The organism is Mycobacterium scrofulaceum (assembly GCF_001667885.1).
Classification (GTDB): Bacteria; Actinomycetota; Actinomycetes; order Mycobacteriales; family Mycobacteriaceae; genus Mycobacterium; species Mycobacterium scrofulaceum_C.
Genome location: NZ_LZJW01000039.1, coordinates 1 through 16037, shown reverse-complemented (window position 1 = coordinate 16037; position 16037 = coordinate 1). Strand labels below are relative to the sequence as shown.

Annotated in this window: 13 protein-coding genes and 1 pseudogene; 12 read left to right on the top strand and 2 right to left on the bottom strand. The window is 68.1% G+C overall.

Features of this window, described 5'->3' with window-relative positions; all coding sequences use genetic code 11:
• A pseudogene (locus A5681_RS28120) lies at window positions 1-77 on the top strand (ABC transporter permease); the annotation flags it as partial.
• 816 nt (window positions 78-893) lie between these two features.
• Entirely contained in the window at window positions 894-2723 is a 1830-nt protein-coding gene (gene arc / locus A5681_RS04365) for a proteasome ATPase (RefSeq protein ID WP_067269755.1), read from the top strand.
• 90 nt (window positions 2724-2813) lie between these two features.
• Here arc and A5681_RS04360 read toward each other — a convergent pair whose 3' ends face one another.
• Together A5681_RS04360 and A5681_RS04355 are read right to left on the bottom strand one after the other, a co-directional pair.
• On the bottom strand, window positions 2814-3458 hold the full coding sequence (locus A5681_RS04360; protein WP_067269744.1) for a hypothetical protein: 645 nt from the start codon (window positions 3456-3458) through the stop codon (window positions 2814-2816).
• A gap of 11 nt (window positions 3459-3469) precedes the next feature.
• The gene (locus A5681_RS04355) at window positions 3470-4660 is read right to left on the bottom strand and encodes a hypothetical protein (protein ID WP_197498504.1); all 1191 of its coding nucleotides are present in this window, start codon (window positions 4658-4660) and stop codon (window positions 3470-3472) included.
• A gap of 115 nt (window positions 4661-4775) precedes the next feature.
• Between A5681_RS04355 and dop the strand changes: the two genes are divergently transcribed.
• The 10 genes from dop to A5681_RS04305 all read left to right on the top strand — a co-directional run.
• Complete coding sequence (dop, locus tag A5681_RS04350; RefSeq protein WP_067269742.1) at window positions 4776-6284, top strand: pup deamidase/depupylase; 1509 nt, start codon at window positions 4776-4778, stop codon at window positions 6282-6284.
• Between the two features lie 116 nt (window positions 6285-6400).
• Window positions 6401-6595 carry a ubiquitin-like protein Pup gene (locus A5681_RS04345; RefSeq protein ID WP_067269740.1) on the top strand — a complete coding sequence of 65 codons (195 nt, stop codon included), beginning with the start codon at window positions 6401-6403 and terminating at the stop codon, window positions 6593-6595.
• The gene (prcB, locus tag A5681_RS04340) at window positions 6592-7470 is read left to right on the top strand and encodes a proteasome subunit beta (RefSeq protein WP_067269738.1); all 879 of its coding nucleotides are present in this window, start codon (window positions 6592-6594) and stop codon (window positions 7468-7470) included. Before A5681_RS04345 ends, prcB begins: the two co-directional genes overlap by 4 nt.
• Entirely contained in the window at window positions 7467-8237 is a 771-nt protein-coding gene (prcA, locus tag A5681_RS04335; RefSeq protein ID WP_067269736.1) for a proteasome subunit alpha, read from the top strand. Before prcB ends, prcA begins: the two co-directional genes overlap by 4 nt.
• 202 nt (window positions 8238-8439) lie before the next feature.
• Window positions 8440-9798, top strand: coding sequence for a Pup--protein ligase (gene pafA, locus A5681_RS04330; RefSeq protein WP_156737845.1), 1359 nt, complete (start codon window positions 8440-8442; stop codon window positions 9796-9798).
• A gap of 200 nt (window positions 9799-9998) precedes the next feature.
• The gene (locus A5681_RS04325; RefSeq protein WP_067269730.1) at window positions 9999-10994 is read left to right on the top strand and encodes a helix-turn-helix transcriptional regulator; all 996 of its coding nucleotides are present in this window, start codon (window positions 9999-10001) and stop codon (window positions 10992-10994) included.
• The gene (locus tag A5681_RS04320; protein WP_067269729.1) at window positions 10991-11962 is read left to right on the top strand and encodes a helix-turn-helix transcriptional regulator; all 972 of its coding nucleotides are present in this window, start codon (window positions 10991-10993) and stop codon (window positions 11960-11962) included. The genes A5681_RS04325 and A5681_RS04320 overlap by 4 nt, the downstream gene beginning before the upstream one ends.
• Before the next feature lie 72 nt (window positions 11963-12034).
• Window positions 12035-12322: a Sec-independent protein translocase subunit TatA gene (gene tatA / locus A5681_RS04315; protein WP_067269728.1), complete on the top strand. Its 288-nt coding sequence runs from the start codon at window positions 12035-12037 to the stop codon at window positions 12320-12322.
• Between the two features lie 45 nt (window positions 12323-12367).
• A complete protein-coding gene (tatC, locus tag A5681_RS04310; protein WP_156737844.1) occupies window positions 12368-13336 on the top strand; it encodes a twin-arginine translocase subunit TatC in 969 nt (322 codons plus the stop codon).
• Window positions 13326-16037 (top strand): DEAD/DEAH box helicase (locus A5681_RS04305; protein WP_067269749.1); only part of this gene is annotated, 2712 nt, incomplete at its 3' end. The genes tatC and A5681_RS04305, both read left to right, overlap by 11 nt.

Here is a 16037-nt window from a genome sequence, read left to right as displayed (position 1 = left end):
GGATAGCCTCCACGATACAGTGTTACTACGGGTATTACGCGGGCGGCGGACCGGCGGGCGGCGGTGTCACCGCGGGTGACTTGCCCAGCGCCAACAGCATCTCGGCGGTTCGCTGGGACAACTGCCAACCGCCTTGGAAGGGCGTGAATTCCATCGGGAAGTGGAAGCTGGCGTTGGCCCGCTGCGCGGTGTTGACGTCGATGTTCGCCACCACGTTGGCGGGGGTCTTGTCCGACCAGGCGATGTCGTGCGCGACGAAGGTCATGGGCAGGTAGCCGTTGTCGCGCAACGCGTTGGTGAACTTGTCCAGGCTGTCCGCGCTCTCGGGGGTGGCGCCTTCGACCAAACCCACCTTGTTGATACCGGGTACGTTCGGGTCGGCGAGCCGGGTCAAGATGTCGGTAAGGGCTTCAGGCGTCGGCAGCGGGGTAGTCGGAGGTACGACAACCGTGCTCGACGTGGCCGGGGCCGCCGCGGGCACGGAGGAGGCGATGCGGGGTTGCTGATGCGACGAACATCCCGAGATCCCGACCGCCGCCAAGACGGTGGCGGCGCTCACGGCTGCGGAGATGGGTCGGCGCATCCCGTCGATCAGGCCGGCTTGGGGGTTGCGTGGCTTCCCGAAGCGGGCGCCCGCCGGGCGGTCGAGCCAACGGATGCAACTGAACTCACACCCGCGGTCGCGACGCCGACGCCGGTCGCGCCGACAAAGCCTGTGGCGAGGCTTTTTGCGGTCACGGCGGCCCTTTCGATCAGCGAGATTAGTGGCCGAGATTACCAGCGAGACGAAAATCTTAACTTTTCGTGGGTATTTGACTCCGCACATCATTGGTCAATCGCCGGTAGCTTTGAAGTATCCACCGCGCCAATTCGGTGTGGGAAAGGAGCGCAACATGGGTGGCTCAGAGCGTTCTGAATCATTCGGTACCCCCCGCGAGTCAGGCATGTCCAGCGGCGATGCTGCCGAATTGGAAGAATTACGCCGCGAGGCAGCGTTGCTGCGCGAGCAACTCGAGCATGCAGCCGGGGCGCAAGGCGGCGCCCGCTCTGCGCGCGATGTGCATCAGCTCGAAGCCCGGATCGACTCGCTTGCGGCCCGCAACTCGAAGTTGATGGAGACGCTCAAAGAGGCGCGCCAGCAACTACTCGCGTTGCGTGAGGAAGTCGACCGGCTAGGGCAGCCGCCGAGCGGCTACGGCGTGTTGCTGGGCGCGCACGAGGACGACACGGTCGACGTGTTCACCTCGGGTCGCAAGATGCGGCTGACGTGCTCGCCCAACATTGACGTCGGGTCGCTGCGGAAGGGCCAGACGGTCCGCCTCAACGAGGCGCTGACCGTCGTCGAAGCCGGCACGTTCGAATCCGTCGGCGAGATCTCCACGTTGCGCGAACTGCTGGCCGACGGGCACCGGGCGTTGGTCGTCGGTCATGCCGACGAAGAACGCATCGTGTGGCTGGCCGAGCCGCTGGTGGCCGAGGACCTGCCGGAGGGGCATCCCGACGCGCTCAACGACGACACCAGGCCACGCAAGCTGCGGCCGGGCGACTCGTTGCTGGTGGACACCAAGGCCGGTTACGCGTTCGAGCGCATTCCCAAGGCCGAGGTCGAAGACCTGGTGCTGGAAGAGGTGCCCGACGTCAGCTACTCCGACATCGGTGGTCTGACGCGCCAGATCGAGCAGATCCGCGACGCCGTGGAGCTGCCGTTCCTGCACAAGGAGCTGTACCGGGAGTACGCGCTGCGCCCGCCGAAGGGTGTGCTGCTGTACGGCCCGCCGGGCTGCGGGAAGACGTTGATCGCCAAGGCGGTCGCCAACTCGTTGGCCAAGAAGATGGCCGAGGTTCGGGGTGACGACGCGCGCGAGGCGAAGTCCTACTTCCTCAACATCAAGGGCCCCGAGCTGCTGAACAAGTTCGTCGGTGAGACCGAGCGTCACATCCGGCTGATCTTCCAGCGGGCACGGGAGAAGGCGTCCGAAGGAACGCCGGTGATCGTGTTCTTCGACGAGATGGACTCGATCTTCCGCACCCGAGGCACCGGCGTCTCGTCGGACGTCGAGACCACCGTCGTCCCGCAGCTGTTGAGCGAGATCGACGGTGTCGAGGGCCTCGAGAACGTCATCGTGATCGGCGCCTCCAACCGTGAGGACATGATCGACCCCGCGATCCTGCGGCCCGGCCGTCTGGACGTGAAGATCAAGATCGAGCGCCCGGATGCCGAAGCGGCACAAGACATCTTCTCGAAGTACCTGGTCGAGTCGCTGCCCGTGCACGCCGATGACCTCGCCGAGTTCGGGGGCGACCGGTCGGCCTGCATCCACGCGATGATCGAGAAGGTCGTCGAGCGGATGTACGCCGAGATAGACGACAACCGGTTCCTGGAGGTCACCTACGCCAACGGTGACAAGGAAGTCATGTACTTCAAGGACTTCAACTCCGGGGCGATGATCCAGAACGTCGTCGACCGGGCGAAGAAGAACGCGATCAAGTCGGTGCTGGAGACCGGACAACCCGGTCTGCGCATCCAGCACCTGCTCGACTCGATCGTCGACGAATTCGCCGAGAACGAGGACCTGCCCAACACCACCAACCCCGATGACTGGGCGCGGATTTCGGGCAAGAAGGGCGAGCGGATCGTCTACATCCGCACGCTGGTCACCGGCAAGAGCTCGAGCGCATCGCGGGCCATCGACACCGAATCCAACCTGGGCCAGTACCTGTAGGGGTCCGCGCCGCATCGCGACACTTAAACCACGCACACGACACGCCGCGGCGGATGTGCGTGGTTTAAGTTTCGGCGGGTTTGGCGGCCGTCAGTCGGTCACCAGCGAGTAGCTGTTGGTCAGGTTGTCCTGCAGCACCTGCGCCGCCCGGGTCCGGGTATCGATGCGCAACTCGTCGGTCAGCACCCGCGGTTGGTAGGTCCACCCCGCCGGCAGGTCGAGCCGGTCGGCGAGCCGCGGCAGATCCGCTTGCGACAGGTTGGGATCGGCGACCTGGCTCAGCGTCTGCATCACCCAGTGCTGTCCTTGCGGATCGATCAGCTCGTAGATCTGTTCGCCGGCGTTGAAGACGAAGACCGTGTGCCGGTTGACCTTGTTGGGCACGTAGGGCGCGGGATTCATCGACGAGAGCAGCACGGTGGCCTGCTGAATCATCTCGATCCCGCCGAAGGTCTTGGTGATCTGGGGACCCTGGGCTTCTTTTTCGATGGCATTCATCAGCCAGTACCGCGGACCGTTGAGCAGGGCTGCGGCCACGCCGTTTTCGGCGGCGATGGCGTGCGGGTCGAGCGCGGACCACAGGTCGGCGGGACAGTCGTTGAGCGGGAAGCTGTTGTAAACCGTTGCCTGCGGGCCGGCCTCGCCGGCGGTTACCAGCAGCACTTCGCCGTAACGTTTTCCTGCCAGGTCGAGCGCGTGTTTGCCGACGGCGCGGTCGGACTCAGGGGCGGACACACGGTGAAGTGTCAGTCACCACCGTCGGTGCCGTCAACAGCACGCGCCGTTGGCGCGACGGCGCCGCGGTAGCGATTGCGGGCGATCAGCGTGGCATGCAGGTCACCGATCAGCGGGTCCAGGAAGGTGGACCGATACTCGGCGTCGCCCGCGGCGCGCGCGCTGATGTACATGAAGGTCAGGGCGCCCAGGAAAAGACTCATGTGCACCAGCGAATCCGGGACCGGCAGCGTGAAGCCCAGCACCGTCGCGGTGCTTTTGTACGTGTGGGTCCATTCGTTGAGCAGTTCGGGGCTCAGCACGATCAGGCCGAGGATCAGGTAGATGGTGGCGGTGACCACCGCCACCACCAGGATCTGCGCCAGTTGGGATGCGGCCAGAACGAACACCACGTTGAGGCGTTCGGTCTTCTTCAAAGGGGCGCTGTCGGGGGCGTCCGGCAAGCTGGCGAACGGCGTGTCGGCGAGGTGCTCGGTGTCTTCGGGCAGGGCCGCTGCCGACTTCAGCATCGGCCGCACCCGCTCGACCGTGGCGGAGATGACGAAGGCCGCCGCGATGGAAACCAGGAACGCCATCGCCAGCCCCAACCGGTTCCCGCTGATCGTCGCGGCCATCAGCCACACGTAGGTGTTGAAAAAGACCAACGCGGTGAGCAGCACGACGGGCAACGCCCGGACCGCCAGCGCGCCCACCATGGTGAAGTGCGACAACATCATGCGCACCGCCCAGCCGACCACCGAACCGACGCCGAAGCCGGTCAGGATCAGCACGACGGCGATGACGGCGGCCTGCTGCGGCAGTTGAGCGGCGTCGCCGGTCGCCACGCCGACGGACGCCACGACCACCACCGACGCCGTCGCTATCGTCGCGCGTGCCCGCCCGTTTCGTGATCGCGACACCAGCCAGCCCACGAGCGCCATCAGCGGCAGGCTGAGGCCGACGATGACGAGCACGAACAATTCGGAAGTCGTTGGTGTGCCGGTGATTTCGACGTCGTGGCCGCCGGTGATCAGATACACCGGCAGGATGCAGGCCTGCAGCGTCGCGTACGCCGCCAGCACTGGCGCCGCGCGCGGCCAGAGCCGCCGCCACCGGGCGCGCCTCGTCAGCACGGACGGCAAACCCCGCGCCAGGAACCAGCTTTCGGCCGCACCGTTCACCGAACCGGCGCGGCGCGGCGCGCGGCGCAGAGTTGGGCCCATGGCGGCTCACCCTACGACGGGCGCCCCGCTCCCGCTGGTCGTTGAGCGACTAGGACCCCCGCCGATGCGTGCCCCGCCGCACGGGGCGCATCGTCGGCGGGCCTACGCTTAGGTCATGCAACGAATTATCGGGACGGAGGTCGAGTACGGCATTTCATCCCCGTCGGACCCGACGGCCAACCCGATCCTCACCTCGACCCAGGCGGTGCTGGCCTATGCCGCCGCCGCCGGCATTCAGCGCGCGAAGCGCACCCGCTGGGACTACGAGGTGGAATCGCCGTTGCGGGACGCCCGCGGTTTTGATCTGAGCCGTTCGGCCGGCCCGCCGCCGGTGGTCGACGCCGACGAGGTCGGCGCGGCCAACATGATCCTGACCAACGGCGCGCGGCTCTACGTCGACCACGCCCACCCGGAGTACTCGGCGCCCGAGTGCACCGACCCGCTGGACGCGGTGATCTGGGACAAGGCCGGCGAACGCGTCATGGAGGCCGCGGCCCGGCACGTCGCCAGCGTGCCCGGGGCCGCCAAACTGCAGCTCTACAAGAACAACGTCGACGGCAAGGGCGCTTCCTACGGGTCGCACGAGAACTACCTGATGAGCCGGCAGACGCCGTTTTCGTCGATCATCGCGGGACTGACCCCTTTTCTGGTATCCCGCCAGGTGGTGACCGGCTCCGGCCGGGTCGGTATCGGGCCCTCCGGTGACGAGCCCGGCTTCCAGCTGTCCCAGCGCTCCGATTACATCGAGGTCGAGGTGGGCCTCGAGACGACCCTCAAGCGCGGCATCATCAACACCCGTGACGAACCGCACGCCGACGCCGACCGGTACCGCAGGCTGCACGTCATCATCGGCGACGCCAACCTCGCCGAGACGTCGACCTACCTGAAGCTGGGCACGACGGCGCTGGTGCTGGACTTGATCGAAGTCGGCCCGGAACACGGGATCGACCTGAGCGATCTGGTGCTGGCGCGGCCGGTGCACGCGGTCCATGCGATCAGCCGCGACCCGTCGCTGCGGGTCGCCGTGGCGCTGGCCGACGGACGCGAACTGACGGGCCTTGCCTTGCAACGGATTTACCTGGATCGGGTGGCGAAGCTCGTCGATAGCCGTGACCCCGATCCCCGCGCGGCCGACATCGTCCAGACCTGGGCGCAGGTGCTCGACCAACTCGAGCGGGACCCGATGGAATGCGCCGAGGTGCTCGACTGGCCCGCCAAGCTGCGCCTGCTCGAGGGATTTCGCCAGCGGGAGAACCTGAGCTGGTCGGCGCCGCGGCTGCATCTTGTCGACCTGCAGTATTCCGATGTCCGGCTGGACAAGGGCCTGTACAACCGGCTCGTCGCCCGCGGCTCGATGAAGCGGCTGGTCACCGAGCACCAGGTGCTGGAGGCGGTGGACAACCCGCCGACCGACACCCGCGCGTACTTCCGCGGCGAGTGCCTGCGCAGGTTCGGCGCCGACATCGCCGCGGCCAGCTGGGACTCGGTGATTTTCGACCTCGGCGGTGATTCGTTGGTGCGCATTCCGACGCTGGAGCCGCTTCGGGGCAGCAAGGCGCACGTCGGGGCGCTGCTGGACTCGGTGGATAGCGCCGCCGAACTGGTTGAACAACTCACCAGCTAAGCCGGTTAAACCGGGGAACGTCGGGGTTGACCGGTAGGGTAGAGATACCAGCGAGCAGTGTGGCTTAAAAGGCAGGCAAGCCGCTGAACAAGTTCAGATGAAGCAGGAGGCCGGCGATGGCTCAAGAGCAGACCAAGCGTGGCGGTGGCGGTGGTGACGACGACGATCTCACCGACAGCACGGCCGCGGGCCAGGAGCGCCGCGAGAAGCTAGCCGAGGACACCGACGATCTGCTCGACGAGATCGACGACGTGCTCGAAGAGAACGCCGAAGATTTCGTCCGGGCATACGTCCAAAAGGGCGGACAGTGACCTGGCCCTTCTCCGATCGCCTGTCCACTAACCCCGCATTCCCGGCAAACCCCGCCGTAGACCTGTCGTCGTTTGCTGACTTCCTGCGCCGCCAAGCGCCGGAGCTGCTGCCGGCGAGCCTGCGTGGCGGCGCGCGGTCCGAAGGGGTCGGCTCGCAGCTGCCGCACGGCACCACCATCGTTGCCCTGAAATATCCGGGCGGCGTTGTCATCGCCGGGGACCGCCGCTCGACCCAGGGCAACATGATCGCCGGGCGCGACGTGAAGAAGGTCTACGTCACCGACGACTACACCGCCACGGGCATCGCGGGCACCGCTGCCATCGCCGTCGAGTTCGCCCGCCTGTACGCCGTGGAACTCGAGCACTACGAGAAGCTCGAAGGCGTGCCGCTAACGTTTGCCGGCAAGGTGAACCGGCTGGCGATCATGGTGCGCGGAAATCTGGCCGCCGCGATGCAGGGGCTGGTGGCTCTGCCGCTGCTGGCGGGCTACGACATCGACGCGCCCGACCCCGAAGGCGCCGGCCGGATCGTCTCATTCGACGCCGCCGGCGGCTGGAACCTGGAAGAAGAGGGCTATCAGTCGGTGGGCTCGGGCTCGATCTTCGCCAAGTCCTCCATCAAGAAGCTCTACTCGCGGGTCGTCGACGCCGATTCCGCGGTGCGGGTCGCCGTCGAGGCGCTCTACGACGCGGCCGACGACGACTCGGCCACCGGCGGCCCAGACCTGGTCCGCGGCATCTACCCGACGGCGGTCACCATCGGCGCCGAGGGCGCGGCCGAGGTGCCCGAGAGCCGGATCGCCGAGCTGGCCCGCGAGGTGATCGAAAGCCGCTCACGCGCAGACACTTTCGGTCCCGATGGCGGTGAGAAGTGAGCTTCCCGTATTTCATCTCGCCTGAGCAGGCGATGCGCGAGCGCAGCGAGCTCGCACGCAAAGGCATCGCGCGCGGCAAGAGCGTGGTGGCGCTGGTGTACGCCGGCGGTGTGCTTTTCGTGGCGGAGAACCCGTCGCGTTCCCTGCAGAAGATCAGTGAGCTCTACGACCGCGTGGGCTTCGCGGCGGCGGGTAAGTTCAACGAATTCGACAACCTGCGTCGCGGCGGAATCCAGTTCGCCGACACCCGCGGCTACGCCTATGACCGCCGCGACGTCACGGGACGCCAGCTGGCCAACGTGTATGCCCAAACCCTGGGCACGATATTCACCGAGCAGGCCAAGCCCTACGAGGTGGAGTTGTGCGTGGCCGAGGTCGCGCACTACGGCGAAACCAAACCGCCTGAGCTGTACCGCATCACCTACGACGGGTCGATCGCCGACGAGCCGCATTTCGTGGTTATGGGCGGCACCACAGAGCCGATCACCACCGCGCTCAAGGAGTCGTACGCCGAGAACGCCGACCTGCGCGACGCGACCAAGATCGCCGTCAAGGCGCTGCGGGCGGGCAGCGCGGATGGTTCCAACGGGGACCTTTCTCCGGATGTGGGCAGCCTGGAGGTTGCCATCCTGGACGTCAACCGGCCGCGTCGGGCGTTCCGGCGCATCAACCGGGCCACGTTGGAAGGTCTGCTGCAAGAGGGCGATTCAAAGCAGTCGGGAAGCAACGGCGACGCGCCGGAATCCAACGGCAACTCCGCGGGCTGACTCGGGCCGAACCGGTCCGCTGGCGTTCGCTGTGGGCGAAACGTCGGCGGATCTGCGGCGGCTCTTTCATGACGCCGACGTCGAGCGACGGTCGCCTCGGGCGGTTCGCGCGCTATGCGCCGGCGGCCCGCGTGAAACTCGTCCAGACCCGTAGGCGCGGCTTCCGCACCGTCCCGGTCAGACAACCAGTACCCTCGATTACGTGCAGCGACGAATTATGGGCATCGAGACCGAGTTCGGTGTCACCTGCACCTTTCACGGCCATCGCCGCCTGTCCCCGGACGAGGTCGCCCGGTATCTGTTCCGGCGCGTCGTGTCGTGGGGGCGCAGCTCCAACGTTTTTCTTCGCAACGGCGCCCGCCTGTACCTCGACGTGGGCAGCCACCCCGAGTACGCGACGGCCGAGTGCGACAGCCTGGTCCAGCTGGTCACCCATGACCGAGCCGGCGAGTGGGTGCTGGAAGACCTGCTGATCGACGCCGAGCAGCGGCTGGCCGACGAGGGCATCGGTGGCGACATCTACCTGTTCAAGAACAACACCGACTCGGCGGGCAACTCCTACGGCTGCCACGAGAACTACCTGATCGTGCGGGCCGGTGAGTTCTCCCGGATCTCCGACGTGCTGCTGCCGTTCCTGGTGACGCGCCAGCTGATCTGTGGGGCCGGCAAGGTGTTGCAGACGCCCAAGGCGGCGACTTTCTGCCTGTCGCAGCGCGCCGAGCACATCTGGGAGGGCGTCTCCTCGGCCACCACCCGCAGCCGGCCGATCATCAACACCCGAGACGAGCCGCACGCGGACGCCGAGAAGTACCGGCGGCTGCACGTGATCGTCGGCGACTCCAACATGTGCGAGACCACCACCATGCTCAAGGTGGGCACCGCCGCGCTGGTGCTGGAGATGATCGAGGCGGGCGTTCCCTTCCGCGACTTCTCGCTGGACAACCCGATCCGCGCCATCCGCGAGGTCAGCCACGACGTCACCGGCCGGCGGCCCGTGCGGTTGGCCGGCGGTCGGCAGGCCAGCGCCCTGGACATCCAGCGCGAGTACTACACCCGCGCCGTCGAACACCTGCAGACCCGGGAGCCCAACGCCCAGATCGAGCAGGTCGTCGACCTGTGGGGGCGCCAGCTCGACGCCGTCGAGAGCCAGGACTTCGCCAAGGTCGACACCGAGATCGACTGGGTGATCAAGCGCAAGCTGTTCCAGCGCTACCAGGACCGCTACAGCATGGAGCTGTCCGACCCGAAGATCGCCCAGCTGGACCTGGCCTACCACGACATCAAACGGGGCCGCGGCGTGTTCGACCTGCTGCAGCGCAAGGGCCTGGCGGCCCGCGTCACCACCGACGAGGAAATCGCGGAGGCCGTCGACCACCCGCCGCAGACCACCCGGGCCCGGCTGCGCGGCGAATTCATCAGCGCCGCCCAGGCCGCGGGCCGCGACTTCACCGTCGACTGGGTGCACCTCAAGCTCAACGACCAGGCCCAGCGGACCGTGTTGTGCAAGGACCCCTTCCGGGCGGTCGACGAGCGGGTCAAGCGGCTGATCGCCAGCATGTAGCTCGACCGCTTGCTGTCACGGCTGTCACGCCAGTAACGCGGCTCCACCGATGCTCGAGCCGCAAACTTGATAGCGCGGGCGACATCACATTCGTCGAGCCGGTGATCCCCGCGAGCCCGTGACTGATGTGCCGAATGTGAAAACTGCGACGCGCCAGCCGGTGCAGGCGCGCGACGGGCGCCGGCTATAACCTGGTGCGAATGGCGACCTCGAAAGTCGAGCGGTTGGTCAATCTCGTCATCGCCCTGCTGTCCACCCGCGGCTACATCAGCGCGGAGAAGATCAGATCCAGCGTGGCCGGCTACGCGGACAGCCCGAGCGCCGAGGCCTTCTCGCGCATGTTCGAACGGGACAAGAACGAGCTGCGTGACCTCGGCATCCCGCTCGAGGTCGGCCGGGCGTCGGCGATGGAGCCCACCGAGGGGTACCGGATCAACCGGGACGCCTATGCGCTGCCGGCGGTCGAGCTGACTCCCGACGAGGCCGCCGCGGTGGCCGTCGCGACCCAACTGTGGGAGTCGCCCGAATTGATCACAGCCACCCAAGGCGCGCTGCTCAAGTTGCGCGCCGCCGGCGTGGACGTCGACCCCGATGCGCCGGTGGCCATCGCCTCACCGGCAGGGGTGCCCGGGCTGCGCGGTTCGGAAGAGGTTCTCGGAATCCTGCTGTCGGCCATCGATTCCCGGCAGGCCGTGCAGTTCCCGCACCGGCCGTCGCGCGCCGAGCCGTACAGCGTGCGCACCGTGGAGCCATGGGGCGTTGTCACCCAGAAGGGCCGCTGGTACTTGGTGGGGCACGATCGCGACCGCGACGCCACCCGCACCTTCCGGCTGTCGCGGATCGGCGCCGAGGTCCAGCCGATCGGGCCGCCCGGGGCGGTCATGGTGCCCGCGGATGTGGACTTGCGCCAGATCGTGGCCCGGACGGTCGCGGAACCGCCGACCGGTGGGCAGGCGCGGGTCTGGGTCGCCGACGGACGAGCCACCGCGCTGCGACGCGCCGGGAGGTCTGCCGGCGCGCGGCGATTGGGCGACCGCGACGGCGAGGTGATCGAAATGGATATCGGGTCCAGCGATCGGCTGGCCAGCGACATCGCCGGTTACGGGGCCGACGCGGTCGTGCTCGAACCACAGCAGCTGCGCGAGGACGTGCTGGCGCGGCTGCGCTCCCACGTGGAGGACGGAGAGCTGTCATGACTGCCATATCCACGCGGCTGATCCGGCTGCTCAACATGGTGCCGTATTTCCAGGCCAACCCGCGGGTCACTCGGGCCAAGGCGGCCGCCGACCTGGGGGTGTCCGCCAAGCAGCTGGAAGAGGACCTCAACCAGCTCTGGATGTGCGGGCTGCCCGGCTACTACCCGGGAGACCTGATCGACTTCCAATTCGCCGGCGACACCATCGAGGTCACCTTCTCCGCGGGCATCGACCGGCCACTCAAGCTCACCTCGCCGGAGGCCACCGGTCTGCTCGTGGCCCTGCAGGCGCTCGTCGACATTCCCGGCGTGGTGGATCCGGAGGCCGCGCGCAGCGCGATCGCCAAGATCGAGGCCGCGGCCGGTGCCGTCGGGCAAGACGCCACCGGGACGGCGGCAGCGGTCGCGGAGCAGGCGCCCGCGGAGAGCCACGCCGCGGCCGCGGTGCGCACGGCCGTCCAGGCCAAACACGCGCTGGCCATCGACTATTACTCCGCCTCACACGACACCCTGACCAGCCGGATCGTCGACCCCATCCGCGTGCTGCTGATCGGCGGCCACAGCTACCTGGAGGCCTGGTCACGCGAGGCCGAAGGGGTGCGGCTGTTCCGCTTCGACCGCATCGTCGACGCCACCGAGTTGGACGAGCCGGCGGCCCCGCCCGAACTGGCGCTGCAGGCGCCGCCGGACACCTCCCTGTTCGACGGCGACCCGTCGCTCCCGTCGGCCAGGCTGCGGATCGCGCCGTCGGCGTCGTGGATGTTCGAGTACTACCCGATGCGCGACGTGCGGGAGCTGCCGGACGGGTCCTGCGAGGCGGTGATGACCTACGCCTCCGAGGACTGGATGACCCGCCTCGTGCTGGGCTTCGGGTCGGCCGTGCGGGTGCTTGAACCGGAGTCGCTGGCGGTACGTGTCCGGGATGCGGCGGCGGCGGCGCTCGACTCCTACCGGGCGCTCGCCCTCTGAGGCCACGGCGCGGTCGGTCCGGTGTATCGCCGCACTGCGGTAGCATCGGGTAGACGTCTGGAGGTAATCAAAGTGGGCAGTCTTAGTCCGTGGCACTGGGCGATCCTCGCTGTGGTGGTGATCCTGCTCTTCGGTGCCAAGAAGCTCCCCGATGCAGCACGTTCGCTGGGCAAGTCGATGCGCATCTTCAAGTCTGAGCTGCGCGAAATGCAGACCGAGAACAAAGCGGAGTCGTCGGCTTTGGAGGCCAACAACGCGACCAACAGCGCCCCCTCCGCGGCGAACCCCACTCCCGTGCAGTCGCAGCGTGTCGACGCTCCGGCGGCCGAGCAGGGGCACTCCGAAGCACGCCCGGCGTAGCCCGCCGTCATCGTCGCGGTGCCCGAGCGCTACTGAACGAGCGTCGTGAAAGGTCTCAAAGTTTCAGCGCGCACTGCCGGCGTGCTGAAGCGCCTCAATCCGCGTAACAGGCGCAGCCGAACCAATCCCGACGCGACGATGTCGCTCGTCGATCACCTGACTGAGCTGCGCACCCGGTTGCTGCTCTCGCTGGCCGCCATCCTGATCACCACGATCTTCGGGTTCTTCTGGTATTCGCACTCGATCTTCGGGCTGGAAAGCCTCGGCGAGTGGCTGCGCCACCCGTACTGCTCCCTGCCCCAATCGGCGCGCGCCAGCATCAGCGCCGACGGTCAATGCCGGCTGCTGGCCACCGCGCCATTCGACCAGTTCATGCTGCGGCTCAAGGTCGGGCTGACCGCCGGGGTGGTGCTGGCCTGCCCGGTCTGGTTCTACGAACTCTGGGCGTTCATTACGCCGGGGCTGTACCAAAAGGAGCGCCGCTTCGCGGTGGGCTTCGTGATCCCCGCGGCGGTGTTGTTCGTCACGGGCGCGATCCTGGCCTACTTCGTGCTGTCCAAGGCGCTGGGCTTCTTGCTGACGGTCGGCAGCGACGTGCAGGTGACCGCGCTGTCCGGGGACCGGTACTTCGGGTTCTTGATCAACCTGCTGGTGGTGTTCGGCGTCAGCTTCGAATTCCCGTTGCTCATCGTCATGCTCAACATGACGGGCGTGCTGACCTACGAGCGGCTCAAGTCCTGGCGGCGCGGCCTGATCTTCGGGATGTTCGTGTTCGCTGCGGTTTTCACGCCCGGGTCCGACCCCTTCTCGATGACCGCGTTGGGCGTGGCGTTGTCGGTGCTCCTCGAGTTCGCCATCCAGATCGCCCGCCTGCACGACAGGCGGAAGGCCAAGCGCGAAGCGCAGACCGCGATCCCGGACGACGAGGCCTCGGTCATCGAGGCGCCCGCGCCGATACACGAGCCGGCGCGGGAGCCGTCGTTCACCGCCGGCCAGCATGACGATGTCACCTGAACCGGTGCCGCAGGACACGACGGAGCTCGTCGAGCTGACCCGGTTCACCGCCGAACTGCCTTTCGCGCTCGACGGTTTCCAGCAGCGCGCTTGCGCGGCGCTGGAACGAGGCCACGGCGTGCTGGTCTGCGCGCCGACCGGCGCCGGCAAGACGGTGGTGGGCGAGTTCGCCGTGCACCTGGCGCTGGCCGCCGGCGGCAAGTGCTTCTACACCACGCCGCTCAAGGCGCTGAGCAACCAGAAGCACACCGATCTGATCGCGCGTTACGGCCGCGACCGGATCGGCCTGCTGACCGGTGACATGTCGGTGAACGCCGACGCCCCCGTCGTGGTGATGACCACCGAGGTGCTCCGCAACATGCTCTACGCCGATTCCCCTGCGCTGCAGGGCCTTTCCTTCGTCGTCATGGACGAGGTGCATTTCCTGGCCGACCGGATGCGCGGCCCGGTGTGGGAGGAAGTGATCCTGCACCTGCCCGACGAGGTGCGGGTGGTCAGCCTGTCGGCCACGGTGAGCAATGCCGAGGAATTCGGTGGCTGGATCCAGACGGTGCGGGGCGATACGACCGTGGTGGTCGACGAGCACCGACCGGTGCCGCTGTGGCAGCACGTGTTGGTGGGCAAGCGGCTCTTCGACCTGTTCGACTACCGCGGCTCGGAAGCCGGCGGACAGCCGGTCGCCGGCCACGAGTCGCGCGTGAGCCCGGACCTGGTGCGCCACATCGCGCATCGCCGGGAGGCGGACCGGATGTCGGACTGGCAGCCGCGCCGGGCGCGCGGCGGACGCGGTGCGCCCGGCCGGCCCCGGTTCTACCGGCCGCCCGGGCGGGCGGACGTGATCGCGACGCTGGACTCCGAGGGGCTGTTGCCTGCGATCACGTTCGTGTTCTCCCGCGCCGGCTGCGACGCCGCGGTTCAGCAGTGCCTGCGCTCGCCGCTCCGGTTGACCACCGAGGAGGAACGGGCGCAGATCGCCGAAGTGATCGACCACCGCTGCGGCGATCTCGCCGACGCGGACCTGGCGGTGCTCGGTTACTACGAGTGGCGGGAGGGGCTGCTGCGCGGCTTGGCGGCCCACCACGCCGGGATGCTGCCGGTCTTCCGGCATACCGTCGAGGAGCTGTTCACGGCCGGTCTGGTCAAGGCGGTGTTCGCGACCGAGACGCTGGCGCTCGGCATCAACATGCCCGCCCGCACGGTGGTGCTCGAGCGGCTGGTCAAGTTCAACGGCGAGCAGCACATGCCGCTGACGCCGGGGGAGTACACGCAGCTGACCGGCCGCGCCGGGCGGCGCGGCATCGACGTCGAGGGCCACGCGGTGGTGCTGTGGAATCCCACCGACGAGAACACCGAGCCGGCCGCCGTGGCGGGCCTGGCGTCCACCCGCACGTTTCCACTGCGCAGCTCGTTCGCCCCGTCGTACAACATGACGATCAACCTCGTGCAGCAGATGGGTCCCGAGCAGGCGCACCGGCTGCTGGAGCAGTCGTTCGCCCAATATCAGGCCGACCGCTCCGTCGTCGGCCTGGTCCGCGGAATCGAGCGCGGCAACGCGATGCTCGCCGAGATCGCCGCCGAGCTGGGTGGTCCGCAGTCGCCGATCCTCGACTACGCGCGGCTGCGCGCCCGCATCTCCGAGATGGAGCGCGCGCAGTCCCGCGCGTCGCGGCTGCACCGCCGCCAGGCGGCCAGCGACGCGCTGGCCGCACTGCGGCGCGGCGACATCATCAACATCACCCAGGGCCGGCGCGGTGGGCTGGCCGTGGTGCTGGAATCGGCCCGCGACGGCGATGACCCGCGCCCGCTGGTGCTCACCGAAAACCGCTGGGCGGGAAGGATTTCCACGGCCGACTACTCGGGCGCGTCGGCTCCGGTCGGATCGATGCCGTTGCCCAAGCGGGTCGAGCACCGCCAGCCGCGGGTCCGGCGTGACCTGGCATCGGCGCTGCGGTCGGCGGCGGCCGGGCTGGCGGTTCCGGCCAGGCGCCGCGGCGGCCGCGGAGAACACGACGGTTACCACGACCCGGAGCTCGCGTCGTTGCGGGAGGAGTTGCGTCGGCACCCGTCGCACAACAGCGCCGGGCTGGAGGCGAAAGTCCGGCAGGCCGAGCGCTACCTGCGCATCGAACGCGACAATGCGCAGTTGGAGAAAAAGGTTGCCGCCGCGACCAATTCGCTGGCGCGGACATTCGACCGGATCGTCGGACTGCTCACCGAGCGGGGCTTCATCCAGGGTCCGGACACCGATCCCCGCGTCACCGACGACGGCCGGCTGCTGGCCCGCATCTACAGCGAGAGCGATCTTCTGGTCGCCGAGTGCCTGCGCACGGGCGCGTGGGCCGAGCTGAAGCCGCCCGAGTTGGCGGCGGTGGTCTCGGCGGTCCTGTACGAAAGCCGGGGTGGCGAGGGCCCGCGGACCGCGTTCGCCGCCGAGGCGCCCACCCAGCGGGTGCGACAGGCGCTGCAGCAAACGTCGCGGCTGTCGTACGCGTTGCGCGCCGACGAGCAGACCCATCGGATCGCGCCGAGCCGGGAACCCGACGACGGCTTCGTCAACGTCATTTACCGCTGGGCCAAGACGGGAGACCTGGCCGGCGCCCTGGCGGCCGCCGACCCGGCCGGCACCGGCTCGCCGCTGCTGGCGGGGGATTTCGTGCGCTGGTGCCGGCAGGTGCTGGATCTGTTGGACCAGGTCCGCAAT

Excerpts from the sequence above, each read along its gene's own strand:
- A5681_RS04325 (WP_067269730.1), top strand. The coding sequence starts at position 9,999 with ATGGCGACCTCGAAAGTCGAGCGGTTGGTCAATCTCGTCATCGCCCTG.
- A5681_RS04320 (WP_067269729.1), top strand. The coding sequence starts at position 10,991 with ATGACTGCCATATCCACGCGGCTGATCCGGCTGCTCAACATGGTGCCG.
- A5681_RS04345 (WP_067269740.1), top strand. The coding sequence starts at position 6,401 with ATGGCTCAAGAGCAGACCAAGCGTGGCGGTGGCGGTGGTGACGACGAC.
- arc (WP_067269755.1), top strand. The coding sequence starts at position 894 with ATGGGTGGCTCAGAGCGTTCTGAATCATTCGGTACCCCCCGCGAGTCA.
- A5681_RS04355 (WP_197498504.1), bottom strand. The coding sequence starts at position 4,660 with ATGGGCCCAACTCTGCGCCGCGCGCCGCGCCGCGCCGGTTCGGTGAAC.
- dop (WP_067269742.1), top strand. The coding sequence starts at position 4,776 with ATGCAACGAATTATCGGGACGGAGGTCGAGTACGGCATTTCATCCCCG.